This is a genomic window from Acidiphilium sp. 34-64-41, from assembly GCF_002282635.1.
In the GTDB taxonomy this organism is placed as follows: Bacteria; Pseudomonadota; Alphaproteobacteria; order Acetobacterales; family Acetobacteraceae; genus Acidiphilium; species Acidiphilium rubrum.
On the sequence record NZ_NCJX01000013.1, the window covers coordinates 1 to 25,914 of the forward strand.

24 protein-coding genes are annotated in these 25,914 nt (G+C 64.8%); 13 read left to right on the forward strand and 11 right to left on the reverse strand.

Annotated elements, in window-relative coordinates:
- Nucleotides 1-557 precede the first annotated feature (557 nt).
- The 10 genes from B7X49_RS03930 to B7X49_RS03975 all read left to right on the forward strand — a co-directional run bounded on the left by B7X49_RS03930 (nucleotide 558) and on the right by B7X49_RS03975 (nucleotide 13,735).
- A complete protein-coding gene (locus B7X49_RS03930; protein WP_286838348.1) occupies nucleotides 558-998 on the forward strand; it encodes a DUF983 domain-containing protein in 441 nt (146 codons plus the stop codon).
- On the forward strand, nucleotides 991-1,470 hold the full coding sequence (locus B7X49_RS03935) for a UPF0262 family protein (protein ID WP_029311170.1): 480 nt from the start codon (nucleotides 991-993) through the stop codon (nucleotides 1,468-1,470). Before B7X49_RS03930 ends, B7X49_RS03935 begins: the two co-directional genes overlap by 8 nt.
- Before the next feature lie 53 nt (nucleotides 1,471-1,523).
- The gene (gene mtnA / locus B7X49_RS03940) at nucleotides 1,524-2,627 is read left to right on the forward strand and encodes an S-methyl-5-thioribose-1-phosphate isomerase (protein ID WP_286703505.1); all 1,104 of its coding nucleotides are present in this window, start codon (nucleotides 1,524-1,526) and stop codon (nucleotides 2,625-2,627) included.
- Nucleotides 2,628-2,752: 125 nt separating this feature from the next.
- A complete protein-coding gene (locus B7X49_RS03945) occupies nucleotides 2,753-3,448 on the forward strand; it encodes a DUF2272 domain-containing protein (RefSeq protein WP_286703506.1) in 696 nt (231 codons plus the stop codon).
- Between the two features lie 170 nt (nucleotides 3,449-3,618).
- On the forward strand, nucleotides 3,619-4,779 hold the full coding sequence (locus B7X49_RS03950; RefSeq protein WP_286703507.1) for a serpin family protein: 1,161 nt from the start codon (nucleotides 3,619-3,621) through the stop codon (nucleotides 4,777-4,779).
- A 71-nt stretch (nucleotides 4,780-4,850) separates the two neighbouring features.
- Nucleotides 4,851-5,345, forward strand: a complete 495-nt coding sequence (locus B7X49_RS03955) for a hypothetical protein (protein WP_286703508.1) — start codon at nucleotides 4,851-4,853, stop codon at nucleotides 5,343-5,345.
- Nucleotides 5,346-5,463: 118 nt separating this feature from the next.
- On the forward strand, nucleotides 5,464-6,792 hold the full coding sequence (locus tag B7X49_RS03960; protein ID WP_286703509.1) for a replication-associated recombination protein A: 1,329 nt from the start codon (nucleotides 5,464-5,466) through the stop codon (nucleotides 6,790-6,792).
- Nucleotides 6,789-7,775, forward strand: a complete 987-nt coding sequence (locus tag B7X49_RS03965) for an RluA family pseudouridine synthase (RefSeq protein ID WP_029311174.1) — start codon at nucleotides 6,789-6,791, stop codon at nucleotides 7,773-7,775. Before B7X49_RS03960 ends, B7X49_RS03965 begins: the two co-directional genes overlap by 4 nt.
- Nucleotides 7,776-7,850: 75 nt before the next feature.
- A complete protein-coding gene (locus B7X49_RS03970) occupies nucleotides 7,851-9,764 on the forward strand; it encodes an autotransporter assembly complex family protein (RefSeq protein WP_286703510.1) in 1,914 nt (637 codons plus the stop codon).
- A complete protein-coding gene (locus B7X49_RS03975) occupies nucleotides 9,764-13,735 on the forward strand; it encodes a translocation/assembly module TamB domain-containing protein (protein ID WP_286703511.1) in 3,972 nt (1,323 codons plus the stop codon). The genes B7X49_RS03970 and B7X49_RS03975 overlap by 1 nt, the downstream gene beginning before the upstream one ends.
- Nucleotides 13,736-13,803: 68 nt before the next feature.
- Here the strand turns inward: B7X49_RS03975 and B7X49_RS03980 are convergent, their stop codons facing one another.
- The 8 genes from B7X49_RS03980 to B7X49_RS04015 all read right to left on the reverse strand — a co-directional run bounded on the left by B7X49_RS03980 (nucleotide 13,804) and on the right by B7X49_RS04015 (nucleotide 20,912).
- On the reverse strand, nucleotides 13,804-14,631 hold the full coding sequence (locus B7X49_RS03980; RefSeq protein ID WP_286703512.1) for a patatin-like phospholipase family protein: 828 nt from the start codon (nucleotides 14,629-14,631) through the stop codon (nucleotides 13,804-13,806).
- A gap of 58 nt (nucleotides 14,632-14,689) precedes the next feature.
- On the reverse strand, nucleotides 14,690-15,436 hold the full coding sequence (locus tag B7X49_RS03985; RefSeq protein ID WP_286703513.1) for an SDR family NAD(P)-dependent oxidoreductase: 747 nt from the start codon (nucleotides 15,434-15,436) through the stop codon (nucleotides 14,690-14,692).
- A 50-nt stretch (nucleotides 15,437-15,486) separates the two neighbouring features.
- Nucleotides 15,487-16,551 carry an alkene reductase gene (locus B7X49_RS03990; RefSeq protein WP_286703514.1) on the reverse strand — a complete coding sequence of 355 codons (1,065 nt, stop codon included), beginning with the start codon at nucleotides 16,549-16,551 and terminating at the stop codon, nucleotides 15,487-15,489.
- A gap of 10 nt (nucleotides 16,552-16,561) precedes the next feature.
- A complete protein-coding gene (locus tag B7X49_RS03995) occupies nucleotides 16,562-16,927 on the reverse strand; it encodes a helix-turn-helix transcriptional regulator (protein ID WP_286703515.1) in 366 nt (121 codons plus the stop codon).
- A gap of 89 nt (nucleotides 16,928-17,016) precedes the next feature.
- Nucleotides 17,017-17,886, reverse strand: a complete 870-nt coding sequence (gene pstA / locus B7X49_RS04000) for a phosphate ABC transporter permease PstA (protein ID WP_029311181.1) — start codon at nucleotides 17,884-17,886, stop codon at nucleotides 17,017-17,019.
- Nucleotides 17,870-18,886 carry a phosphate ABC transporter permease subunit PstC gene (gene pstC / locus B7X49_RS04005; RefSeq protein WP_051657226.1) on the reverse strand — a complete coding sequence of 339 codons (1,017 nt, stop codon included), beginning with the start codon at nucleotides 18,884-18,886 and terminating at the stop codon, nucleotides 17,870-17,872. The genes pstA and pstC overlap by 17 nt, the downstream gene beginning before the upstream one ends.
- 262 nt (nucleotides 18,887-19,148) lie before the next feature.
- The gene (gene pstS, locus B7X49_RS04010) at nucleotides 19,149-20,225 is read right to left on the reverse strand and encodes a phosphate ABC transporter substrate-binding protein PstS (RefSeq protein WP_286703516.1); all 1,077 of its coding nucleotides are present in this window, start codon (nucleotides 20,223-20,225) and stop codon (nucleotides 19,149-19,151) included.
- Between the two features lie 162 nt (nucleotides 20,226-20,387).
- Nucleotides 20,388-20,912 (reverse strand): hypothetical protein, encoded by a 525-nt coding sequence (locus B7X49_RS04015; RefSeq protein ID WP_286703517.1) that lies wholly within the window; start codon nucleotides 20,910-20,912, stop codon nucleotides 20,388-20,390.
- Nucleotides 20,913-20,976: 64 nt separating this feature from the next.
- On the opposite strand from B7X49_RS04015, the gene B7X49_RS04020 reads away from it, so the two are divergent.
- The 3 genes from B7X49_RS04020 to B7X49_RS04030 all read left to right on the forward strand — a co-directional run bounded on the left by B7X49_RS04020 (nucleotide 20,977) and on the right by B7X49_RS04030 (nucleotide 22,874).
- Entirely contained in the window at nucleotides 20,977-21,522 is a 546-nt protein-coding gene (locus B7X49_RS04020) for a chromate transporter (protein WP_286703518.1), read from the forward strand.
- Between the two features lie 13 nt (nucleotides 21,523-21,535).
- Nucleotides 21,536-22,051 carry a chromate transporter gene (locus tag B7X49_RS04025; RefSeq protein ID WP_286703519.1) on the forward strand — a complete coding sequence of 172 codons (516 nt, stop codon included), beginning with the start codon at nucleotides 21,536-21,538 and terminating at the stop codon, nucleotides 22,049-22,051.
- Between the two features lie 190 nt (nucleotides 22,052-22,241).
- Nucleotides 22,242-22,874: a hypothetical protein gene (locus tag B7X49_RS04030; RefSeq protein WP_286703520.1), complete on the forward strand. Its 633-nt coding sequence runs from the start codon at nucleotides 22,242-22,244 to the stop codon at nucleotides 22,872-22,874.
- A 43-nt stretch (nucleotides 22,875-22,917) separates the two neighbouring features.
- On the opposite strand, the gene B7X49_RS04035 is transcribed toward B7X49_RS04030, so the two are convergent.
- Genes B7X49_RS04035 through B7X49_RS04045 form a run of 3 tightly spaced genes read right to left on the reverse strand, consistent with a single transcriptional unit; the run spans nucleotide 22,918 to nucleotide 25,825 of the window.
- Nucleotides 22,918-23,385 carry a CinA family protein gene (locus B7X49_RS04035; protein ID WP_286703521.1) on the reverse strand — a complete coding sequence of 156 codons (468 nt, stop codon included), beginning with the start codon at nucleotides 23,383-23,385 and terminating at the stop codon, nucleotides 22,918-22,920.
- Complete coding sequence (locus tag B7X49_RS04040) at nucleotides 23,382-23,837, reverse strand: phosphatidylglycerophosphatase A (protein ID WP_286703522.1); 456 nt, start codon at nucleotides 23,835-23,837, stop codon at nucleotides 23,382-23,384. Before B7X49_RS04040 ends, B7X49_RS04035 begins: the two co-directional genes overlap by 4 nt.
- Nucleotides 23,834-25,825 carry a lytic transglycosylase domain-containing protein gene (locus tag B7X49_RS04045; RefSeq protein ID WP_286703523.1) on the reverse strand — a complete coding sequence of 664 codons (1,992 nt, stop codon included), beginning with the start codon at nucleotides 25,823-25,825 and terminating at the stop codon, nucleotides 23,834-23,836. Before B7X49_RS04045 ends, B7X49_RS04040 begins: the two co-directional genes overlap by 4 nt.
- Between the last annotated feature and the right edge of the window lie 89 nt (nucleotides 25,826-25,914).

Here is a 25,914-nt window from a genome sequence, read left to right on the forward strand (position 1 = left end):
GCGGGCGGCGCCGAGGCGCCAACCTATGCCCAGCTTTATTCGGGAGCATGGGTCCACCCCACATGTAGTGGGTGTCTGACTTAACCGGATAGGCACGCAGTCATGGTCCGGCATTGCGTCATCCGCGGTCATCGACCGTCCTTCCTTTCTGCGTGCGATACTCGATCAGACCAATCTGTGCTCGACCAGGTTGCGACGCGAATCGCGCGACGCACGCTAAGAATCGCTATTCACTGTCTACAGATGCGATGTCAACAAAAAGCGGCAGATTTACAGATCATTCGCATGATTTTTTTGTAAGCGTGGCGCAAACGACAATCGAGATCCAATGCCCCGAACGCGCTACACCAGCGCGCCGATGCACGATCAATTTGGAAATGGCATTGCCAGCCCTAAGCTTTTTGAAATCTTAACATTTGTAGGGCACAGTTTCCCATCGCGTTTCAGGCATGCGCCGTATGCAGTCACCTTCGCACTTGCAACGCAACCCGATCGGGCGGAACATGGCAGGCGAGCTCATCGTTTTTCGTGAAAGAATCCAGCCCGTGTCCGACCCGATGCCCAATGAATGGCGACCCCAACGCGCGGCGACACCACCGGTCGTCGCCATGCCGGGCTGGGCCACCGCACTCAGGCGCGGCCTCGCCATGCGTTGCCCCGCCTGCGGCGAAGCCTCGGCCTTCGCCGGCTACCTCACCGTGCAACCCGTCTGCCCGCATTGCGACGCACCCCTGGGCCGCGTGCCATGCGATGATGCGCCGCCCTACATCACCCTGCTGATCGCGCTGCATTTCATCATCATCACCATGGTCCTCGCCGATTACGATGGCGGCATGAGCTGGATCACCTCGATGCTGATTTTCGTCCCGCTCACCATCGTGCTGCTGCTTGCCATGTTGCGCCCGATCAAAGGTGCGCTGCTCGCCATCATGCTGAAAATCAACATGCTGCGCCCCCTGCCACCGTCAGTGAAACCGGCCGCAATCGCCCATGGCTGAACCCAGCGCCGGCCGGCTGATCCGCGTCGTCCTCGCTGACGATCCGTCCGGCAGCCTCACCCCGATGCAGGAGGCCGATCGCAACCAGGCGATCGCCGATCTCGCCGCCGATAACAATTTCGCCCTCACCACCCACCCCGAGCGCCAGACCATCCTGCATCTCTCGGTGCAGGATGGCCGCCTCGTGTTCGACATCCGCACCGAAACCGACGAGACATTGCAAACCCTCGTGCTCGCACCGGGACCGTTCCGCTCGATGATCCGCGACTACCAGATGCTGCTCGACAGCTACGCCGCCGCCGTCGCCGAAGGCCGCGAAGCCCGCATCCAGGCGATCGACATGGGCCGCCGCGGCCTGCACAACGAAGGTGCCGAACTCGTCATGGCCCGGCTCGACGGCAAAGTCCTGCTCGATTTCGATACCGCGCGCCGCATCTTCACCCTGGTCTGCGCGCTGCACCGGCGGATGTAGAAAATCCACATTCGTGGTATGCAGGCGCGCAACCTCCAGCGCGGATCTTCAATATGAAAATCGACGGCACCGCCTTTCGCTCCCTCTGGCTCGACGAGACCGACCATTGGTCGCTCCGCATCATCGACCAGACCAAACTGCCCTGGGCGCTCGAAATGCCGCGCCTTGCCACACTCGATGAAGTCGCCCACGCCATCAGCGCCATGCTGGTGCGCGGCGCCCCGCTGATCGGCGCCACCGCCGCCTACGGCGTGGCCATCGCAATGCGCGCCGATCCGTCCGACCACGCCTTGCAACACGCCATCACCACCCTCGCCGCAACCCGCCCCACCGCGATCAATCTGCGCTGGGCGCTCCAGCGCATGCAGGGCGTGTTGCAGGATCACCCGAAGCCCGAACGCGCCGAAACCGCCTATGCCGAAGCCGCCGCCATCTGCGATGAAGACGTCGCCACCAACCGCGCCATCGGCAAACATGGCCTGGCGCTGATCAAATCCCGCGCCACCGCAGGCAAGCGCGTCAACATCCTCACCCATTGCAACGCCGGCTGGATCGCCACGGTCGATTGGGGCACGGCACTCGCGCCGATCTACATGGCGCACGATGCCGGCATCGATGTTCACGTCTATGTCGATGAAACCCGCCCCCGCAACCAGGGCGCCTCGCTCACCGCCTGGGAACTCGGCAAGCACGGTGTCAAACACACCGTCATCGTCGATAACGCCGGCGGCCACCTGATGCAGCGCGGCGAGATCGACATGGTCATCGTCGGTACCGATCGCGTCACCAACGCGGGCGACGTCTGCAACAAGATCGGCACCTATCTCAAAGCCCTCGCGGCGCGCGACAACGGCATCCCCTTCTACGTCGCCCTGCCGTCCTCCACGATCGATTGGACCATCGCCGATGGCCTGACCGACATCCCGATCGAGGAACGCGCCGCCACCGAAGTTACCACCATGACCGGCCGCGCCCTCGATGGCAGCATCGCCACCATCCGCATCGTCCCGAAAGACAGCCCCGCCGCCAACCCCGCGTTCGACGTCACGCCCGCACGGCTGGTCTCCGGCCTGATCACCGAACGCGGTATCTGCACCGCCGATGCGGCTTCACTTGCGGCGATGTTTCCGGAGTATCGGACGCAGGAGGCAGCGTAAGCAGTTCTTTTTTGAAAAAAAGAACCAAAAAACTTTTGTTCGTTGGCGCTGTGCTGTCGGCGCTGTCCGGGTGCGCGGTGCAGCCGGATGCGCATGCGCCGGCGTTTGCTAACAAGCGATACGAGATGTTTTCGCGCGCCGCCGCCATCGCTATCGCGTTGGGTCAGTGGCGTTACTGGGGCAGTCCTGTGGTCGATACCCCACCATCGGCCTACCACCCGGCCGATGCGCAGGCGATGCAGGAACGCGACCCGGGGGATTGGCAGCAGGTCGGCCTCTACTGGTGGCTCGGCATGAACGCCGGCCATTTCTACGACCGCTGGACCGGCAAACACGACGCCACCGGCAAAAAATTCTCCCCCGCCATCAACGGGCGCTTCGCCTGGTCCGCCGCCTTCATCTCCTACATCATGCGCATCGCCGGCGCCGGGCCGGATTTTCCTTACTCACCTAACCACGCCAAATACATCGACTACGCCTGGAACGCTGCCCGCGGCACGATTGCGAACCCGCTGCTGCTGGCGGAAAACCCCACCACCTACGCCCCGGTCCCCGGCGATCTGATCTGCGCCGGCCGCGACCGCGCCAGCACCATCACCTACGCTGCCCTGCCCAGCCACGGCTTCTTCCCCGCCCATTGCGCCATCGTCGTCAACCAGACCCCAGGCATGCTGTCGGTGATCGGCGGCAATGTCGATGACAAAGTCGCGCTCACCCACGTCCCCACCACCACCCGCAACACGCTGCAACACCGCGATGGCACCATCGTCGACCCGCGCTACGACTGGTTTGTGGCGCTGAAGGTGCTTTACCAGCGGTGACACCGGCGTTGAGTATGGCTTTCAGCGCACCTTCATGTAAAAAACCGACCGCCCAGGAAGTCTGCGACAGGAAACGGATTTCGGTGAAAACACTTTGCATATTTGTCGTTATCGCCCCTCTCCTGATCCCTGCCGCATCCGGGAAGGTCGCAAGCCCGCCCCACCGACTCGTGCAGGCGCAGAACCAGTTTGCCCTCGCTCTCTTCCAAAGCCTTCGCCAGCAGGCGGGCAATCTGTTCGTCTCGCCCTACAGCATCTCAACCTCGATCGGCATGGTATTCGCGGGCGCGAAGGGCCAAGCCGCAGCCCAAATCGCCAAACTGCTCCATCTTGACCTGCTCGGCACGATTGGATCACCGAACGCTCTGAAGGCGCGTTATCTGAACGCGGTCCTGCGCGAGACGCACGATCTTTCACACCCAGCCGCCGGCTTCAATCTGCAAGCAGCCAATGCCCTCTGGGGTTCGGCAAATTTCCACTTCAACCGAGCGTTCATTTCGACAATCAAGACCGATTTCGCCGGCAGCCTCAAGCCGATCGATTTTACCAACCCGGCGATTGCGGCGAACCGTATCGACCAATGGGTTGCGCAGCGCACCAATAATAAAATCGAAGGCCTGATCCAGCCGGGCGACATCCGTCCCAAAACGCCGCTGATCCTGACAAATGCGATCTACTTCAAGGCGCGATGGGAGCAACCGTTCGACTATGAGGCAACATACCAAAAGCCCCCGTTCCGCGTCTCGCCGACCAAGCACGTCACCGTCGATATGATGAACCAGATCGAGACATTTCCACTGGCCATCCGTCATGGCGTCAAAATTCTCTCGTTGCCCTACAAAGGCGGCGCGTCGATGATCATCATTCTGCCCGACGATCCGTACGGCCTGCGGGCAGTGCAGGCCCGTTTGACCACCGCGCGCTTGAATGATTGGCTGAACCACAGCGTGAATACGCGGGTCTTTCTCACCTTGCCGAAATTCAAGACATCAAGCACCACGTTCCTCCAATCGCCCCTCGCGTCGATGGGCATGACCCGGGTATTCAACCCGTCTCAGGCCGACCTCGCCGGCATTGCCCCCCAAACCAGGCCCCGCCTCTATATCGGTGACATGATCCACAAGGCGTTCATCAAAATCGACGAAACCGGCACCGAGGCAGCCGCCGCGACAGCCACGGTTTCTGTCGGTGAGGCCGGTATTTCAGATGGACCGCCGCCGCCGAACCCGATCCCTTTTGTCGCAGATCATCCGTTCATCTATTTGATTCGCGACAACAACAGCGGTCTGATCCTGTTCATGGGCCGCCTCGCGAACCCTGCATTGAATTGAATGCAGCCACCCGTGTTTAACCCGAGGTTCAACGACGACTCCGTCCAAAACGTTTAGGAATGTGAAATTCAATGACTGGCACGCAAACCGCCGTTGCCCCGCGGAAGCCTTTTCGGCCATGGTTCGGCTATCTGTGCGCCATGGCGGTTGCCTCTCTCGTCTATATTGCGTGCACGACCGTGTATTATCGCCTCAACGAAACGACCGATAAAACCAGCGTGTTCTATCACTCACTCGGCGATACGATTGCCTTCGCGTTTATCCAATGGCTTGCGGGCGGCTTCCTGTCCGCGATGATCGTCCTGATCATTCCCTGGATTATCGCTGTCAAAATATGTCGTCGGTTACGCGTGGAAGGCCTGTTGCCTTATGCGATGATCGCATTGCTGTTGTCGTTTCCACTGAACCTGTTGTTTTCAATAACGCCGTTCGAAGTCATCGGTAGCTCTGCCTTACCGAGCGTCCGTCTGGCATTGCGTTATCAAGGTGTCAGTTATCTGATCGCCGGCTTGATATTCGGCGTAACCTATTGGATCCTCAGCGTCCGCACGACCCCGCGCCCCTAACCTCAAACAACCAAAAGTTTTTTGCTTCTTTTTTACAAAAAAGAAGTCTTCCTCACTGACCTTCCTCTCCCGGCGCGCGGGAAGTGCCATCCCCCCGCATTTAGCCTATAACCGTCCGATGCCCCGTCATCCCCAACCCACCGACGATCTGTTCGGCGCAGCCCCGCCCCAACCTGGCCGCGGCGGTCCCGCACCGATGGCCGAATCCCTCCGCCCGCACGATCTCTCGGCGGTGGTCGGGCAGGATCATCTGGTCGGCCCGCAGGGCAGCCTGACGCGCATGCTCGAACGCGGCTCGCTCGCCTCGCTCATCCTGTGGGGGCCGCCTGGCGTCGGCAAAACCACCATCGCGCGTCTTCTGGCCGATCGTGCGGGGCTGATTTTCGTGCAGATCTCGGCGGTGTTTTCCGGTGTCGCCGACCTCAAGCGGGTGTTCGAAGATGCCGCCCGCCGGCGCCGCACCGGCGACCGGACGCTGCTATTCGTCGATGAAATCCACCGGTTCAATCGTGCGCAGCAGGACGGGTTTCTGCCGGTGGTCGAAGACGGCACCATCACTTTGATCGGTGCGACCACCGAAAACCCGTCGTTCGAGCTCAATGGCGCGCTGCTCTCGCGCTGCCAGGTACTGGTGCTCAAGCGCCTCGATGATGATGCGCTCGAACTGCTGCTCGCCCGCGCCGAGGCGGCCGCCGGCACGGTTTTGCCGCTCACGCAAGCCGCCCGATCCAGCCTGCGCGCGATGGCCGATGGCGATGGCCGCGCCATCCTCAACATGGCCGAACAGGTGTTCGCCGCGCGCGCTACCATGCCGCTCGACGAGGCCGAACTCACCAACCTCGTCGCCCGCCGTGCTGCTTTGTACGATCGCGACCGCGAGGAGCATTACAATCTGATCTCCGCTCTGCATAAATCGATGCGCGGGTCGGACCCGGATGCGGCGCTGTACTGGCTTGCCCGGATGCTGGTGGGTGGGGAGGACGCGCGGTATATCGCGCGGCGGCTGACACGTTTTGCGGTGGAGGATATCGGGCTTGCCGATCCTGGTGCGCTGAGCCAGTCGATCGCGGCGTGGGAGGCGTATGAGCGGCTGGGGAGTCCGGAGGGCGATCTCGCGATTGCGCAGCTGGTGCTTTATCTGGCGACCGCGCCGAAATCGAATGCGGGCTATCGGGCGTTCGGGGCGGCGAAGCGCGCGGCGCAGGCCACCGGCAGTCTGCCGCCGCCCGCGCATATTTTGAACGCCCCGACCAAGTTGATGAAGGACCTCGGCTACGGCGCCGGTTACGCCTACGACCATGATACGCAGGATGCGTTTTCCGGCCAGAACTACTTCCCCGATGGCATTCCGCGCGAGCAGTTCTATCGCCCCGAGGGCCGCGGCCATGAGCATGAAATCAAGCGCCGGCTGGACCATTGGGCCAAGTTGCGCGATGAGCGCGCATGAGTGTTCAAACCATCACCGTCGAACCCGATCAGGCCGATATGCGGCTCGACCGGTTTCTCCGCCGCCATCACCCGCATCTGACCCAGGGTGCGATCCAGAAACTGTGCCGCACCGGGCAGATCAGGGTCGATGGCAAGCGGGTCGAGGCCTCGGTGCATGTCGCGGAGGGCCAGTCCGTGCGCATCCCGCCGCTGCCAGACCCTGCGGCCGCGCCCAAGCAGCGCCAGATCGTCGCGATGGACCAGTACGACACCAAGGAACTCCTCGCCCGCGTGCTCTACCGCGACGAAGACGTGCTGGTGGTCGATAAGCCCGCCGGCCTCGCGACCCAGGGCGGCAAGGGCATCGCGCGCCATCTCGATGGCATGCTCGATGCGCTGCGCTTCGGCGCGGAAGACCGCCCGCGGCTGGTGCATCGGCTGGATCGCGACACGTCGGGCGTGCTCATCCTCGCCCGCAACGCCTTCGCCGCCGGCAAGCTCGCCGCCGCCTTTCGCGGGCGCGACATGGAAAAAACCTATTGGGCTATCGTCGTCGGCCTGCCGGTGCCGCTGGAAGGCCAGATCGACCTGCCGCTCGCCCGCATCGGCGGCTCGCAGGGCGCGCGCACCAAGCCGGTCGGCCGCGATGCCGAAGGTGCGGTCAAAGCCGTCACCGAATACCGCACGATCGACAATGCCGGCCGCAAATTCTCCTGGCTTGAACTCCAGCCGCTCACCGGGCGCACCCACCAGCTGCGCGCCCATTGCGCCGCGATCAAAACGCCGATCCTCGGCGATGCCCCCTACGGCGAGGACCGCGCCTTTGCCGAAGGCTTCGCGCGCCAGCTCCATCTGCACGCCCGCCGCCTCGTGCTGCCGCATCCGCGCGGCGGCACGCTCAGCGTCGAGGCCGAATTGCCGCCGCATATGAAGGCCGCCTTCGCCAGCCTCGGCTTCACCGCCGACCCCGCCAAAGGGGCCAACAAGCACGGAAAATCCTGATTATCACGACATCGTGAGCACCTCGTTCCGGTTTCGGCGTGGTCCGCCCGGCATTTTTGCCCCATCTGGCAGGGGATGAATTGTGGAGCGTCGCGCAAGCGGCCCCTGCGGGGGGCGCATATCGGATCAGGTCTGGTCGGATCAATTCTGGGCACGGCGCTGCTGGCAGTCGCCGCCATCCCCCAGGCCCGCGCGGCCGACCCGCAGCCCTACCAGGTCACCTTCAAGCCCAGCGGCGACAAGACGCTGGACAGTCTGATCAAAGCCACCTCCAGCCTCGAAACCCTGCGCAAAAAACTGAAAATCGGCCCCTTCGCCCTGATCGGCCGGGCGAAATCCGATCAGGCGAAATTCATCACCGTGCTGGAAAGCGAAGGCTATGATTCCGGCGCCGCACATCTGACCATCGATGGCCACAGCCTGTCCGACCCCGCGCTGCCCCGCCTGCTGCGCCGCGCCCCGGCGACACCGCCGGCCGCCATCGTCGTCACCATCGACAAAGGCCCGCTCTATCACATCAGCAGCATCGCAACCCCCGGCCTGACCGATCCCGCCGCCACCGCCGCACTCGATCTCAAACCGGGCGATGCCGCCAAGGCCGCCCCGGTGATCGGTGCTGCGGCCAAGCTCGAAACCAAACTCCGCAACAGCGGCTACGCCTTCGCCAAGGTCGCCGAACCCATCGCCATCGCCGACACCAAGCGCCACACGCTGGCGATCAAATACCCCGTCACCATGGGCGAACGCGTCGCGATCGGCCAGATCACTTACACCGGCATGCAGCACATGAGCGGCAAGTTCATCGCCCGCCACGTCAAGCTGCGCCCCGGCCAGCCCTATAGCGAAACCATCCTCAACCAGGCGCGCGACAGCCTGCTCGGCCTCGGCGTATTCTCCTCGGTCGCCACCCACACGGCGACCGGCCCCAACCCGCCCGGTGAAGTTCCCGTCACCATTCTGGTCCATGAACAGAAGCTCCACGCCGTCTCGATCGGTGCGGCGTATTCGACTGATCTCGGCATCGATGCCGATCTGTCCTGGATGGACCGCGACCTGTTCGGCGAGGCGCAGAACCTCACCATCTCGCTCGGCGCCACCGGCCTCGGCGGCACCGGCTCGACCCAGAACGCCACCTACGGCAAGCACAACTACGTCATCAAACCCGGCTACGATGCCAAAGCGGTCTACCGTGTCCCCGATTTCATCAACCGCACCCAGTCGATCACGGCGACAATCGAGGCGCTGAAGGAATATCTCCCCGCCTACAGCCGCACCGCCGAGCTTGGCAGCGCCGAAGTCACCTGGAATTTCGCGAAATACTGGTCGTTCGACTACGGCGCCGGCTTCATCTTCGAAAAGGTCGATCAGGAAAACATCAGCCGCAGCTATCGCCTTGGCCAGATCCCGCTGACGCTGCGCTACGACACCGCCAATTCCCTGCTCAACCCGACCAAGGGCGTGAAAATCTCGCTCCACGTCACGCCCACCGTGGCGCTCGGCGCCGGTTCATCCGCCTTCACCATCGCCGAACTGACCGGCAATACCTACATCAATCTCGAAGCCCCCGGCCGCGGCGTGCTCGCGGTGCGCGGCCTGCTCGGGCGCATCTTCGGTGCCAGCCAGTTCCAGATCCCGCCCGACCAGCGCTTCTACGCCGGCGGCACCGGCACGGTGCGCGGCTTCACCTACCAGACCGTCGGCCCGCTGTTCTTCGATGGCATTCCCCAGGGCGGCACCGCGATCGATGCGGTGGAAACCGAATTCCGCCAGCGCATCGGCGCGCATTTCGGCATCGCCCCGTTCGTCGATGCCGGACAGGTCTCGGCCAACGGCACGCCGTTCACCGGCACGTTGCGGGTCGGCGTCGGGCTCGGCGCGCTGTATTACACCGGCATCGGCCCGATCCGAGTCGATGTCGGCGTGCCGGTCAACCGCCCGCCCGGCGGCGCCTCGGTTGCGGTCTATATCGGCCTGGGTCAGGCCTTCTGATGCGCCGCACGCTCAAAATCATCGGCGTCATCATCGCCATCCTGATCGCGCTGCCGATCGTCGCGGTCATCGCACTCGACATCACGCTGAACACCGGGGCAGGGCGCTCTTTCGCCGCAAACAAAATCGACAGCCTCACCGGCGGCGACGTGAAAATCGCAGGCCTGTCCGGCCATTTCCCGAAATACATCGCCGCCCGCCGCATCAGCATCGCCGATGCCAAAGGCACCTACCTCACGATCGATAACATTGTGCTCCGCTGGTCGCCCTTCGCCCTGCTGCACCGTGCCGTCGACGTGCAAGATCTGACCGCGCAGAGCATCGATTTCGCCCGCCTGCCGGTGGCCGCCACGACCAAGCCGAAATCGAAATCCTCCGGCGGCATCCCGATCAAATCCGCGATCATCGACCACCTCGCGATCGAGCGTCTCGCCATCGGCAAACCGGTGATCGGCCACGCCATCGCACTCCGCCTCGGCGGCCACGCGGTCGCGACCTCGCTCACCCATATCCAACTGGCCCTCGCCGCAACATCGCTGGACCAGCCTGGACACTACAACATCGACGCCACGGTCGATCCGCAGACCGTCGCCGCCAAAATCGCCCTGCACGAACCCCAAGGCGGGCTGATCGAATCACTCTCCGGCATCGCCGCCAATAAATCCCTCGCCGGCCCGCTCGATGTCACCCTCGGCCTGAACGGCCCGCGCCATACCGCAGCACTCGACCTCACCGCTGACCTCGGTGCCCTCCATGCCAACGCGACCGGCACCGTCGATCTCTCGCGCACCGCGCCGGGTGGCGATGTCACCCTCACCATCCCCGAAATCGCGCCCTACGCCGCACTCGGCCATCGCCAACTCAATGGCCGCAACGTCCTGCACCTGATCGCGAAAAAATCCGGTACGGCAACCAATATCCATCTGAACGATGCCGTCGAAATCACCAACGGTGCCAAACCCATCCCCACGCTGGTCGGCAAACGCGCCACCATCGCCGGCGACCTCACGCTCGATCAGGGCACCACCACCATCCACCGCCTCACCATCGATGCCGCCGCCATCACCGCCAAACTCGCCGGCATGATCGATGCGAAAACCATCGCCCTGCACGGCACGCTAACCCAGCCCGACATCGCCTTGATCGACCCGCAACTCGCAGGCCACGTCAGCGAACATCTCAAACTCAACGGCCCGCGCACCGATTTCGCACTCAACACCAAAATCGCCGGCGTCATCACCACCAAGGCGATCAAATCAGGCCCGTTCAACCTCGCCATCGCGATGACCAACCTGCCTAAAGCCCCCAAAGGCAGCGTCACCGGCACCGGCTCGCTCGATAACGCCCCCCTCGCCATCGATGCCGATTTCGCCCGCAGCGCCGCCGGCGATATCGATGTCGCGCTCCACCAACTATCCTGGAAATCCCTTACCGGCCACGGCACCATCACCCGCGCCGCCGGTGCCAGGCTGCCGGACGGCAATCTCCACCTCGCCATCACCAAACTCGCCGATTTCGGCCAACTCCTGAACATCGCGCTCGCCGGCTCGATCGATGCCGATTTTGCCCACGCCCAGGGCCAGCCCGCCACCATCAAACTCACCGCCGCCAACATCGCCGAGGGACGCTCGATCGGCGTCACCAAAGCGATCATCGCCGCCAGCCTCGATCACATCGAAACCACCCCCGCGATCGATGCCAGCGCGACCATCACCGGCCTGCGCGCCCCCTCGGTCGCCGGCGGGCTCGATCTCACGGCCAAAGGTACCGAAGCGGCGCTCGACGTCAAAGCCAAAGGCGCATTCAGCAACCTCGCCGGCAAGCCCGCCAACCTCGCCCTCTCCGGCGTGCTCGATGGCAAGGATCGCATCGTCCACCTCGCAACCCTCACCGCCGCCGCCCGCGGCGTCACCGCCCGGCTGCTCGGCCCCGCCACCATCATCGCGAAACCCGGCCTCGCTATTCAGCACCTCGCCCTCGGCCTCGGCGGTCTCGGCGGCAACGCCCGCATCACCGCCAACGGCAGCATCAAACCCACGCTCGATCTCACCGCCACCATCCAGAACCTGCCCGCCGCGCTCGCCCGCGCGGCCGACCCCAAACTCGCTGCCCACGGCATGATCGATGCCAACGCCCACATCACCGGCAGCTTCACCGCCCCCACCGGCACCGTCAAACTCACCGGCCGCAATCTCGGCGTCGCCACCGGCCCCGGCGCCGGCCTGCCCTCCGCCAACCTCACCGCCAACGAAACCCTGCTCGGCCACGCCATGCGCGGCACCATCGCGGCCACGCTCGGCGCCGCACGCCTCGACCTCGCCGGCACCGCGCCGCTCTCGATGACCGGCCCGATGGCGCTCACCGCCAGCCTCACCAATGTCTCGGCAACCCTGGTCCACGCGGTCGATCCGAAACTCGATGCGCGCGGCATCATCAACGCCCACGCCAAACTCGCCGGCACCCCCCGCGCGCCGCGCGGCACGATCGACATCACCGCCCGCGGCATGCGCCTGCTCAACGGCACCACGGCATCGCTCCCCGCCGCCGACCTCATCGCCCATGAAACCCTCAGCGGCACCGCCGCGCGCGGCACCGCCGCGCGCGGCACCGCCCATCTCACCCTCGGCCGCAGCGCCAACCTCGATATCAACGGCACGGTCCCGCTGACCCGCACCGGCGCCATCGCCCTCGCCGTCACCGGCCGCACCGATCTGCGCCTGGTCGACCCGATCACCGAAGCCCAGGGCACCCGTGTCACCGGCATCATCACGCCCGATCTGCACATCGGCGGCACCGCCGCCGCTCCGCAGGCCAGCGGCCGCATCACCCTCACCGGCGCCAGCGTCGAAAACGTCACCTCCGGCCTCGATCTCACCAAAATCGACGCCCTGGTCACCGCCGCCGGCCAGACCATCACGCTCGATCATCTGTCCGCCCAGGCCGGCAAAGGCACCATCACCGGCCAGGGCACCATCGGCCTGCAAGCCCCGATGCCGGTGAACATCCGCATCGCCTTCAACAACGCGAGCCCGATCGCCAGCGATATCATCACCGAATCCCTCGGCGGCGCCGTCTCGATCTCGGGTGCGGTCAAAACCGCCCTGAACCTCGGCGGCACCATCGATATCAACAGCGCCAACATCCAAATCCCCAAAGGCCTGCCGCCCTCGGTCACCACGCTCAACATCATCCGCCCCGGCGTCAAACCGCCACCGCCGCCCGCACCCGCGCCGCCCATCGGCCTCGCGCTCAACATCGTCGCGAAAAACCAGGTGTTCATCCGCGGCGACGGCATCTTCGCCAATCTCGGCGGCGCCCTGCACCTCGCCGGCACCGCCGCCCACCCGATCCCCTCGGGCGGCTTTCACCTCATCCGCGGCTCCTTCAACCTCGGCGGCAAAAATCTCAAATTCACCAAAGGCACCATCGATTTCAACGGCGGCGGCTTCATGCCCCAGCTCGACCTCGAAGCCAGCAATACCGCAGCCGATGGCACCACCTCAACCCTCGCGGTCACCGGCACCCCGACCAACCCGAAAATCGGCCTCTCCAGCAGCCCCACCCTGCCGTCCGACGAAGTGCTGGCCCATCTGCTCTACGGCACCGGCACCCAGAGCCTGTCCGCGTTCCAGGCCGTCTCGCTCGCCGCCTCGCTCGCCCAACTCGCCGGCATCGGCGGCGGCGGCGGCGGCGGCCCGCTCGGCGGCGTCCGCAAAGCGCTCGGCCTCGATGAGCTCTCCCTCGGCGGCGGCGCCAACGGCAGCGCAGCCCCCACCATCAACGCCGGCCGCTACGTCGCCCCAGGCGTCTACGTCGGCGCCCAACAATCAGCGAGCGGGCAGGGGTCTACCGCCAAAGTCGAAATCAACCTCTACAAAGGCCTGAAACTCGACACCAAAGTCGGCACCGGCGGCGGCGCCGCCAGCGACAACGGCGAAAGCATCGGGCTCAAGTACCAGTTCAATTACTGAGTTGGTTCACTGCCGCCGTTGCGCTTTGGCAGGCCGCCAGGCCGATATCTCGTTTCAACGCGGTGCCGTTACGTCGGCTTTGCGGTCAACGTGCTGAGCGCGTTGTTCGCCGCCTCGAACCCGGCGGCAATCAATTTTTGGCGCAGGACCAACGAAATGCCGGTGTCGAAAATCGGCACACCGACCCCTTCGACATAAGCGAGCGCGGTGCCCTCTTTCGGCAAGCTATCCACCACATGTGCGGAATTGGCCAGAAATAGCGTCTCGATATCGCGCATCAATAGCCCGATCAGGCTGGGCGAGCCGACCAGCGGTGTCGGTCTGCCCCCGACAACCACACCGAGGCGGAGTGCCTGATTAAGCTGATCGACGGGGATATCGTCGAACAACCCACCGTCCTGCAACCATGATCCACCGAGGCGGACAGGCGGAAACACCAAGGGAAACGCTGCCGAAGCCATCACCGCCTGCCATAAGGGGATGTCGGGCGTCGTGCCGCTCCGCCAAATCTCGCTCCGCTCCGTGGTGAGGTTGGAGGCGACAATGGTGCAGGGAAACCGCGTCTGCCCCAGTGTCACCTCCCCCAAAGTCTGGCGCAACCACGCCTCGAACGGAGCCGGACTGACCAGTCCTTTGGTCAGCAGTAGCCTGATGCCCGCTGTCAGGTAAAAACGCAGCGGCAGCAGTGCCCGGAAATCAGCAGCGAGATATAACCGCTCCAGCATATCCGGCGTCATGCCAACGGCGTAACTGGCAGCGATGATCGCACCGCCGCTGGTGCCGGCGATTTCCGCCACAGAAAATCCTGCCTGCTCCACGGCACGCAATGCCCCGATATGTGCCCCCAACAACAAGCCCGAACCCGATAGGGCAATCCCGATATCGCGTTTTGTCATGCATCGTATTTACCATAGGGCCAGAGGGGGTAGGCAATCGTAAATACCGGCGGTGGTATCAGCTTAGCAGTTGACCGCCATCGACCACGATGTTTTGCCCCGTGATCCAGCGTGCGGCCGGTGATGCCAGGAACAGGGCGACGTCCGCGATCTCTTCGGCGGTTCCCAGCCGTCCGAACGGGATGGAGGCGAGGGTCGTTTCGTATAATTTCGGATTATCCTGCTTGCGCTTATCCCAGACGCCGCCGGGGAATTCGATGGCGCCGGGGGAAATTGCGTTGACCCTGATGTTCTGGCGCGCCAGTTTTGCCGCTTGCGAGGCGGTATAATTGATCACCGCCGCTTTGGCCGCCGCGTAGGGGCCACTGCGGGTCGACGCGCGCATCCCCGAGATCGACGCGATATTGATGATCGACCCGCCCTCATCAGCCTGCAAGAATGCAACCGCCGCCTGGCTCGCCCGCACGATCGCCATGATATCGACGCGGAGCGAGGCATCCCACCCGGTCTCGTCATCGGTCATCCCAAAGCCCGACGCGTTATTCACCAGCACGTCCATCCCACCCAGCGCCCCGGCCGCCTCGGGAATGAACGCGGCAATCTGCGCCGCATCCGCCAGATCGCACGGGGCCGCGAACACAGCACCGCCCAGCGCGCCGATCGCCTTGCGCGCCGTCTCCAGCCCTTCGGCGCCGCGCGCGCAAATCGCGACAGCCGCGCCCTCGGCGGCAAATCCCTTGGCGATCGCAAGCCCGATCCCCCGGCTGCCGCCCATCACCACCACGCGCCGATCCTTGAACCGCATGCTCATCTCTCCCAAAAAAACCGGGGCTCAAGGCCCCGGCTGTTGTCAAATCAAGCCGCTTTCTGCGCCAGCGGATAATCCGTATACCCCTCGGCGCCGCCCTGATAGAAGCTCGCCATGCTGAGCGGCGGATTGAGCGGCAGATCCGCCGCAAACCGCGCCACCAGATCGGGATTGGCGATATACGCCTTGCCGAACGCCACCGCATCGACCTCGCCGGCCGCAATCGCCGCCTCGGCGCTCTCCTTGGTGAAGCCTTCGTTGCCGATATAAACGCCACCGAACGCCGCCTTCAACTGCGGCCCGATCCAATCCGCCGCCTTGTGCTCGCGCGCCGCAATGAACGCGAGGCCGCGCTTGCCCAATTCGCGCGCCACATAGCTGAACGTCGTCAATTTATCGGAATCACCCATCGCATGCGCATCGCCGCGCGGCGCCAGATGCATCCCGACCCGATCCGCACCCCACACGCCGATCACCGCGTCCGTCACTTCCAGCATCAACCGCGCGCGGTTTTCCAGCGAGCCGCCGTAGCGATCCGTGCGCTGATTGGTGCTGTCCTGCAGGAACTGATCGAGCAGATACCCGTTCGCCCCGTGGATCTCGACCCCGTCGAACCCGGCCAGCTTCGCATGCGCCGCCGCCGCCCGATACGCCTCGATCACGCCGGCAATTTCCGCCGTCTCCAGCGCGCGCGGCGTCACATAGGGCTTTTCCGGCCGCACCAGGCTCACATGCCCCGCCGCCGCGATCGCGCTTGGCGCCACCGGCAATTCACCGTTCAGGAACATCGGATCGGAAATCCGCCCGACGTGCCACAACTGTGCCAGGATCAACCCGCCCTTGCGATGCACCGCCTCGGTCACCAGCCGCCAACCCGCGACCTGCGCGTCCGACCACAGCCCCGGCGTCGCCGCATAACCCACGCCCATCGGCGTCACCGATGTCGCCTCGGAGAGAATCATCCCCGCATCGGCGCGCTGCGCGTAATATTCCGCCATCAGCGCGTTCGGAATCCGCACCTCGCCGGCCCGCGCGCGCGTCAGCGGCGCCATGATGATGCGGTTGCGGAGCGTGAACGCCCCGGCCTTCAAAGGTTCAAATAATTTCGACATGATCAGCCTTTCAGGATGATTTTTCTGGTTCAGGAGCACATTCCGGCCGGTCGAGCGAAGCGCGCAACAGCGCCAGCAACCGCTCGATCGCCAGATCATCACGTTTGTAGAACACATAGGGCCCAACCCGCCGGCCATTGATCAGCCCCGCCGCCTGCAACGCAGCCAGATGGGCCGAAATGCTGGATTGCGATAACGGGCAGGATTGCTCGATCTGCCCGGCGCAAACCCCCAGGCTCAAAGGCTGCGCCTGCTCGGCGAAATACCGTTCAGGCTCACGCAGCTTGGCCAGAATCGCGCGCCGCACCGGATGAGCCAGGGCTTTGATCCCCTCATCCAACCCCTGCGTCGCGCCCGCAATGTCCACAATCGTCATGGACCGATATATAGATCGGACCTACCCGATATGAAGATCGCGACGAACCGATTTGTGCAATGCAGCGATGCGCGGCCGCACCCGCCGCGTCACACCTTCGGCCGCAGCACGATCCGCACGCCGATATTGATCGCCAGCACCACCAGCATCACCAGCAGCGCCGCCGCAAACGCCAGCGCATGCGCCGATTTGTAAGGCTGGTCGATGAAGGTCCAGATCACATAGGTCAGATACCCGATCGGCTGATGGATGAATTTGCCATTCCAGACGTAATTCGACCATCCGGCAGTATAGATCAGCGGCGCCGTCTCCCCCACCGAAATCGCGAGCCCGAGCAACACGCCGGTGATCACCCCGGGCAACCCGGCCGACAGCACCACCCGGAACGCCACCGTCCGCTCCTGCGCGCCCAGCGCAAACGCCGCCTCGCGCATCGCAACCGGCACCCGTTGCAACGACAATTCGGTAATCCGCGCCAGATACGGCACGATCATGATGGCCAGCGTAATCGACCCCGCCAGCGCCGAAAACTGCCAGCCGAACCCGATCACCATGGTAATATAGGAAAAATAACCCAAAACGACCGAAGGCATCCCGGTCAGCGTGTCCGACAAAAACCGGATCACCGAACCCAGCCGGTTCTGCCCGTATTCCGACAAATACAGCCCGGCCCCGACGCCGATCGGCACGGCAAACACCAGCGAGCCGAGCGACAGCACCGCCGTCCCCACGATCGCCGCGAGCAACCCGCCCTTCACCCCGTTGCTCGATGTCGTGAACAGCGTGATCGAAAACGCCGAAGCGCCCTTGATCACAATGGTCAGCACCAGATCCAGCAGCGGCACCGCCACCAGTAGAAACGCGAACCCGCACAATCCCCAGCCGATCGCGCTGATGATCACCCGCCGCCGTTCCAGCGAGGAACGCTTCGGCGCGGCCGCTTCAAACGTTACGGACAAAGGTCGCTCCCCGCACGATCACCCGTGCCAATGCATTGACCGCCAGCGTGATCAGAAACAGCACCAGCGCAATCTCCGCCAGCGATTTCACCGCCATATTGGTCGGATCACCCAGCGCGCTGTCCAGCTGCGACAATATAAACGCCGCCATCGTGCTGATCGGCGTGAACAGCGTCTTCGGCAGATAATTCAGCGCCCCGCCCGAAACCATCAGCACCGCCATCGTCTCGCCCAGCGCGCGCCCCAGCCCGAGCACCACGCCCCCCACCAGCGTCACCCGCACGGTCGGCAGCATGGTCTTGATCACCACCTCGAACCGCGTCGCCCCCAGCGCCACCGCCGATTCCCGCAACTCGCGCGGCACCTGGCGCAGCGCGTCATACAACGTGGTCGCAATGATCGGCGTAATCATCAGCGCCAGCACAATCGCCGCCGCCAGCAGCCCGAAGCCGCTGCCCGTACTGTTATGGATGTTGAAAAACGGAATGAACCCGAGCACCGCGGTAATCCCCGGCCCGATGTAATGCGAAATCAGCGGCGCCAGCACATAAATACCCCACAGCCCGAACACCACGCTCGGCACCACCGCGACCAGCTCCACCAGCAGCGACAGCGCCGGCCGCAACCGCTCCGGCACCGCCTCGGCCAGAAAAATCGCGGTCCCCACCGCCACCGGCAACGCGAACAACAACGCCAGGAACGAGGAAAACAGCGTACCCACAATAAACGCCAGAATGCCGTAATTCGCCCCCAGCGGCACTGAATACCCGCGCGTCACCACCGGGTTCATATATAAATTGCCCAGGCTCCAATCGATCGTACCGATGAACCTGATCCCGTTGAACCCGATCGCCTGCCACGCATACTGCCCAAGAAACAGCACGATCACGAACAGCGCGATCGGAATCAGCAATGCAATCCCGGTCAGCCCCAGTTCAAACCGGCTGCGCTTGCGCTTAATCTGGACGGCGGACGCCGGTGGATCATCGGGCAGGGACATCGATCTTTAACTCCGAATACACCATGACAGGATAAGCTGAACGCAAAGTTAAGCGAAGCAAAGAGTCTTCTTTTTTGTGAACAAAAAAGAAGCAAAAAAAAACTTCATCAATTTGAGCCCGTGCCGCCGCAAACGCCCCAGCCCCAGATAAATAAAAGTTTTTTGCTACTTTTTTACAAAAAAGTAGTCTTCGTCTCCCGACCCTAAAAACAAAAAACGCCCCGCCCGAATCAACCGGGCAGGGCGTCCTGCATCAACGCAATCAGCTACCGATCTTGGCAATCTGCGCGGCCGAAAGCTTCTTCACCGCGGGCGGCAGCGCCTTGAACTCGACCTGCTTCAAATAGCTCTCGTTATTGCCTTCGTTGCTGGCCCAGGTCAGCAGATCCTTCACCGCCTTCGCGGACGCGGCATCCTTCTGCTTGGAATTCACGATCGCATATTCGTAGTTGATGATCGGGTAGCTCATCGCGCCGGGCGCGAACACCAGGCTGATCCGCTCATCCGCCGGCGTCTTGCCGACCAGCTGATCCGCCGCGGCGCTGATCGTCTTGGCGGTCGGCAGCACGAACTTGCCGGCCTTGTTCAGCAGCATCGCCTTGCCGAGATGCGCTTCGGCCACTTCCTTGTAGAACGACACGCCGATATAGGCGATCGCATACGGGTTCTGCTTCAGCGCCTCGACCATGCCGGGGTTGCCGTTCGCACCCAGCCCGCCCTGCACCGCCGGCCACGACACCGTGGTGCCGTAGCCCACCGTGCTCGCCCAGGACGGCGTCGAGAAATCAAGATACTGGCTGAAAATGAAGGTGTCGCCCGAACCATCGGTACGGTGCACCGGAATGATCTGATGATCCGGCAGCTTCAGGCCGGGGTTCAGCTTCTCGATCGCCGGATCGTTCCACTTGGTGATCTTGCCGGTATAAATCCCCGCCAGCACCGGGCCGGAGAACTTGATGTGCTTGTTGTTCAGACCCGGCAGATTGTAGTTGATCGCCTGGGCCGAAATTGCCAGCGGAATGTTCAGAATGTCCGGGTTCTGCTTGATCTGCTGGTCCGACATATAGGCGTCCGAGGCGCCGACCTGCACGACACCGGAAATCGCCTGCGCGATACCCGCACCCGAACCGGTGCTCTGCGTGGTCACCTTCACGCCCGGATGGGCCTTCTCGAAATGCGGCACCCAGATGTTGAACAGCGGATACAGCAGCGACGAACCGGTCTCGACCAGTGAAACACCAGCGGCCTGGGCAACGCCCATGCCGAGGCCGGCGACCAGTGCAGCGGCCGCGGCGGCGCGCAGCAATGTAGAGCGGCGCAGTTTGGAATCAGATCGCACGATGGATCTCCCTTTCGGTTGCGAACAGCACATTGAAAACCTACGGGGCGTTCATCTCGGTAACCCCTGCCGCGCCGTCTAAGCGATCAATCATGACAAGGCGACGGGGTTTCGATGAAGCTTTCATGACATCGTTGCCGCCATCACGATCTTGTTAGCCAATCATGGCTGCGCCTCGCGATGCGCGCGCATCGCCACCGCAATCCGCCCCTCCAGCATTTCCACCGGCGTTTCCAGCGCACTGTAGCGAATCGCCCGCCGCGTCACCTTGCCGTCGGCATCGCTCAGGTGCAGCGTGAACACCGATCGGCTGACAAACGCCCCCGCAATCTCGCCCCACTCATACGCCTCGCGCATCCCCGGCTGCGCCACCAGCGTCACCCCGCCCGGCGCAATGATCGCGCGCGCCCGCACCGCCGGATCAGCCCGCCGCCGCCGCCACGACCCCACCGATGCAATCACGGCCACCACCCCCGCCACCGGCATCAGCAGGCTCGCGATCGTCAGAAACACGCTCGGCACCGCATCGCGCACGAACACCACCGGCCCGACCACCCCGAGTGCCAGAATCATGAACGCCACGATCAACGGCGGCGACGTCGGCGCCGGCCCCGCGCGCAGCGCGAGCGCCTCCTCCGCCATAAACGCAGGCAGCGCCGAACCCTCCGTCATCCCATCATCGATCATTGCGCAACCCTGCCAACAACCTACCCGATTGTCGATCACGCCACCCCAAGCGTACCCTCCCGCCATGGAAGCCGCACCCGACCGCCTGACCCACGCCGCCCTGTTCGAAGGGTTCTTCATCGCCGGCCTGTCCGGTTTCGGCGGCGTGCTGCCCTTCGCGCGGCGCATCATGGTCGATCGCCGCCACTGGCTGACCGATGCCGAATTCGCCGATCTGTTCAGCCTCTGCCAGTTCCTGCCCGGCCCCAACATCGTCAACCTCTCCGCCGCGTTCGGCGCCCGCCACCGTGGCATCACCGGCGCGCTCGCCGCCATGGCCGGCCTGCTCGCCGCCCCCATCACCATCGTCATCACCCTCGGCCTGCTGTTCGAACGCTTCGGCAAAAATCCCCTGGTGCATCACGGCATCGAAGGCCTCACCGCCGCCGCTTCAGGCCTCATCCTCGCCACCGCGCTGAAAATCGCCGGCCCCGCGCTGCGCATCCCCACCGGCCTCGCCATGGTGGTGCTCGCCTTCGTCCTGTTCGCCATCCTCCACCTCGCATTGCCGCTCGTCATCGCGATCGCGCTGCCGATCTCGCTGCTGCTCGCCGCCCGGCGGGTCAAATGATCAGGCGGGTCAAATGATCCTATTGACCCTCGCCCTGCTGTTCGCCGAACTCTCGATCCTCGCGATCGGCGGCGTCGCTAGCACGCTGCCCGCCATGGCCCGCGCCGTGGTCGCCCATCACTGGCTCACACCCGCCCAATTCGCCGCCCTGTTCGGCGTCGCCCAGTCCAGCCCCGGCCCCAACATGCTGATCTCGACCCTGATCGGCCTGCACGTCGCGGGCCTGCCCGGGGCCGCCGTCGCCACCCTCGGCATGATCGGCCCGTCCAGCACCCTCACCGTGCTGGTCTCAGGCGCGTGGCACCGCTTCCGCGAAGCCCGCTGGCGCCGCATCGTCCAGGCCGCCATCACCCCCATCACCGGCGGCATGGTCCTCGCCGCCGCCACCTTCCTGATCCGCGCCGCCGACCACAACTGGCGCCTCGCCCTCATCTCCGGCGCGGTTACCATCCTCACCCTGCGCAGCAAGATCCACCCGCTGGCGTTCCTCGCGATCGGCGCCGGTCTGGGGCTGGTGGGGTTTGGTTAAGGGAGGGAAAAGACTTCTTTTTTGCAAAAAAGAAGCAAAAAACTCTTTGACTCCGGGGCATGGGCGGTTTTCACGAATTGCGCGCAAATTCCAGAAATCTTCCGCCTGCCTTGGTCACAAAAATCGTCAAAACTAACCAAGCGTTATTTTCTCCTTGCCCACCCCCCGCCTGTCGTGGTCATCTGCCCGCGTGAACACCAACGGCCCCGCCCCGCAAGACCTCGCCGCCGACCGCTTCGCCGCGTTCATGGTCTACCTGTGCGACACGCTGATCGCCGAGTCGTTCGAATCCCGCCTGCCCAGCGCGCTGCGCCACCTGCTCTGGTCGCGCCTCACCACACTCGCCGCCCGCTTCGCCCGGCTCTTCGCCGCACCACCGCGCCCGCATCGCCCGCCGCCGCCGCCAACCCCATCCCGCAACCCAAGCCCGCCGCGCCCAAAATCCGCGCCCGCCGCCCCGGTCGACTACATCCTGCCGCGCGGCTTCTTCTGGCTGCGCCACATCCTGCCGGTCCGGTTTCACCGCATCATTTGCGCTCAGGCCGAATTGATCCACCTGCTCGATGATCCGGCCATGATCCAGCTCATCTTCGAAAACCCAGCCCTCGGCCGTGCCCTGCGCCCGCTCTGCCATATGCTCGGCGTCAGCCGCCCACCCCATCTCGCCCCGCCGCCGCGCGCCGTGTCACCCATGCCCCGCCGCAAACGCCCGAAACAAAACCGCAGGATGCCGCCCGGCGCCATCCCGGACCGCATCACCCCACCCGGCCCCGGCAGCCGCTTCTGGCCACCCTGGTACAAACCACTCGAAAATCCCATGTGACGCCAAACCGCCCCGGCACGCCCAAATTGTTACGATATAGCAACTAAACAACCAGCCGCGCCATCACCATCTCAAGCGCCCAAGCCACCGTCGCCGCCCGCACCGCCGCCCGATCGCCGGCAAACACCCGCCGCTCCGCCACCACCCCATCCCGCCCGGCCACCGCGCACCACACGGTCCCGACCGGCTTGCCCGCCGACCCACCATCCGGTCCCGCAATCCCGGTCACCGCCACCGCGACATCCGCCCCCGATCGCGCCCGCGCCCCCGCCGCCATCGCCCGCGCCACCGCCTCGCTCACCGCGCCCTCGGCGGCCAGCACCGCCGCATCCACCCCCAACAGCGCGACCTTCGCCTCATTGGCATAGGTCACGAACCCGAACCCGAACATCGCCGAAGACCCCGCCACATCGGTCAACGCCGCCGCGATCATCCCGCCGGTGCAGCTCTCCGCGCTCGCCACGCGCAGCCCCAGCGCCTTCGCCCGCGCCACCACCGCCGCCGCGCTCACAGCCCGCTCCCCGGCCAGACCAGCCGCAACCCCAGCAAAATCACCGCCACGAACGCCCCCGCAATCCAGTCATCCGCCATGATCCCCCATTCATCCGCCCGCGCATCCGCCAGCGAAATCGGCCAGGGCTTGCGAATATCGAACAGCCGGAACAACAAAAACGCCAGCAGCACACCCGATCCGGTCAGAAACGGCAGCCCCAGCAGCGCGATCATCTGCCCCGCCACCTCATCGATCACGATCCACCCCGGATCGACCGCCGCCTTGCCGGTGCGCGGTATCGCCACCAGCCCGATCACGCTCGCCACCACCACCCCCGCCGCCAGCACCGCATGACCATGATCGAGCAGCACGCACCCGATCACCCCGCCCAGCACCGAGCCGAACGTCCCCGGCGCCCAGCGCGCATACCCCACCCCGCACCCCGAAGCCGCCAGCACCGCGATCTTCATGAGTGCGGCAACCACCGCGCAACCGGATTGCGCGCCGCCTTGCCCGCCAACGCCCGATACACCACGATCCCCTCGGTCACCCGCTGCACATAATTGCGCGTCTCGGCGAACGGGATCAGCTCGATCCAGGTGATCATGTTCACCCCGCCCGAACCCACCGGCAGGCGCGGATCACCGTTCTCCGCCAGCCAGGTCTCCACATTGCGCGGCCCCGCGTTATACGCCGCGATCGCCAGCGGCAGGCAGTTGCCGAACCGGTTCATCAGCGTCGCAAAATACGCCGATCCCAGCCCGATATTCGCCGCCGGATCGCCCATCAACCCCGCCGCCGGCAACCCAAGCCCCGATCGCGCCGCAATCATCCGCGCCGTCCCCGGCATCAGCTGCATCAACCCCTCCGCACCGGACCCGCTCATCGCCCCCGGATCGAAACTGCTCTCCTGGCGGATCAGCGACAAAATCACGCTCGGCCCCACCCCGCCGGACAGCGGATCGGCCGGCACCAGCCCCGCCGGAATCGGCCAGCCCAGCCCGACCAGCATGTCCCCCGCCACACCGGCAATCCGCGCGATCATCACCGCACTCGGCAGTTGCCCCAGCCCTTCCGCGAGCCGGGCATCAAGGTAGCGATCATCCAGCGCCGGTGCGACCTCCGCCATCCGATACAAAAACGCCCGCGCCCGCCGCGGCGCGCCCATCTCGGTCAAAATCACCGCCGCCTGCGGCAATTCCCGCTCGGCGAACCCCGCCTCCTCGGCAACCGTAATCCGCGGCGTCGCAATCGCGCGGATCCGCCCGGCCAGCAGCGCCGGACTCTGCCCCAGCTGCAACGACGCCAGCTGACCATAATACGTATCGGGATACGCGCTCGCATCGCTCAAATCCGCGCGCGCCGCCCCGCCGGTCTCGGTCTGCGCCAGCCAGTAGAACGCCCGCGCCCGCGTGATCACCGCCGTCGAATCATGGCTCAGCGCCAAAAACCACGGCCGCGCCAAAGTCGGATCGTTCAGGAACCGCAACGCGATGAAGCCCGCCAGAAAATCCCGGCTCGCCTTCTGCGCAGCACTTTCCGGCCGCGCCGCCGCAACGATCGCGTAGGCGTCCTTGGCATCATTGGTCTGCAACAAATCCCGCGCCAGCGCCTGGCGCTTGATCCAGAACAGCGCCCGCGCCAGCCCGCTCGCCCGCAGCTCCGCCGCAATCCCCCCCGATTGCCAAAGCGCCAGCTTGCTCGGCTGATCCGGCGCCGCCGCCAGTTGCGCCAGAAACAGCCCCGGCGTCGCCCGTTGCGCCGGCGTCAGCCCAGCGACCAACCCGGCGGCACCGGTCTGCCCCTGCGCCAGCGCCAGCCAGGCCTGCCCGGTCGCCTGATCGCCGGGCGAAAGCAGCGGCAGCATCGCCCGCGCGCCCGAAATATTGCCCGCCAGCGCAAACCGCTGAAACCGCGCCCAGTTGGTCTGCGGCGTCAGCATCGGCGCATATTGCGCGAGAAAAGTGCTGGCATCGACCGAATCGCTATACCCATCGATCCACGCCCGCCGCGCGAATTTCGCCGCCTTGCGCGGATCACTGACATCGAACGCCGCCGCACAGCGCGCATTCGCCGCGGCGGTCACCGGCAGGCGCTGCCCACATTCCTGGCGGACGATCGTGTCATCCGGGTCAGCCGCCAGCGCCTCGCTCCAGCGGCGCGCCAGCACCGCCTGTTCCGGCCAATCCGGATTGCGCGCCATGAACACCCCGATCTGCCCCTCGCTCGCCTCGTCGGGATCGAGCAGCCGGAAGTACGTCACCAGCTTGGCCACCAGCCGGTCCGGCTGCGCCGCCGCCAGACTCTGCGCCTGATCCCAGTTGTTCGACCGCACATCGTTCATGATCGTGACCAGCACCGGATCGGGCGCCGGCGGGGCGACAGTGGCGCCGGCGGCCGGCGCGCGGGCCGCCCCGAGGGTCATCAACAGCGCCAGCAGCATCGTCAGTCTCGTCATGCGGCACAGTTTAGCAGGACTGCCCGCGCGCTCCCATCCCTTGCCCAGCCCCCCGTACTGCGAATAAGTATCGCCCATGGCGGAGACGA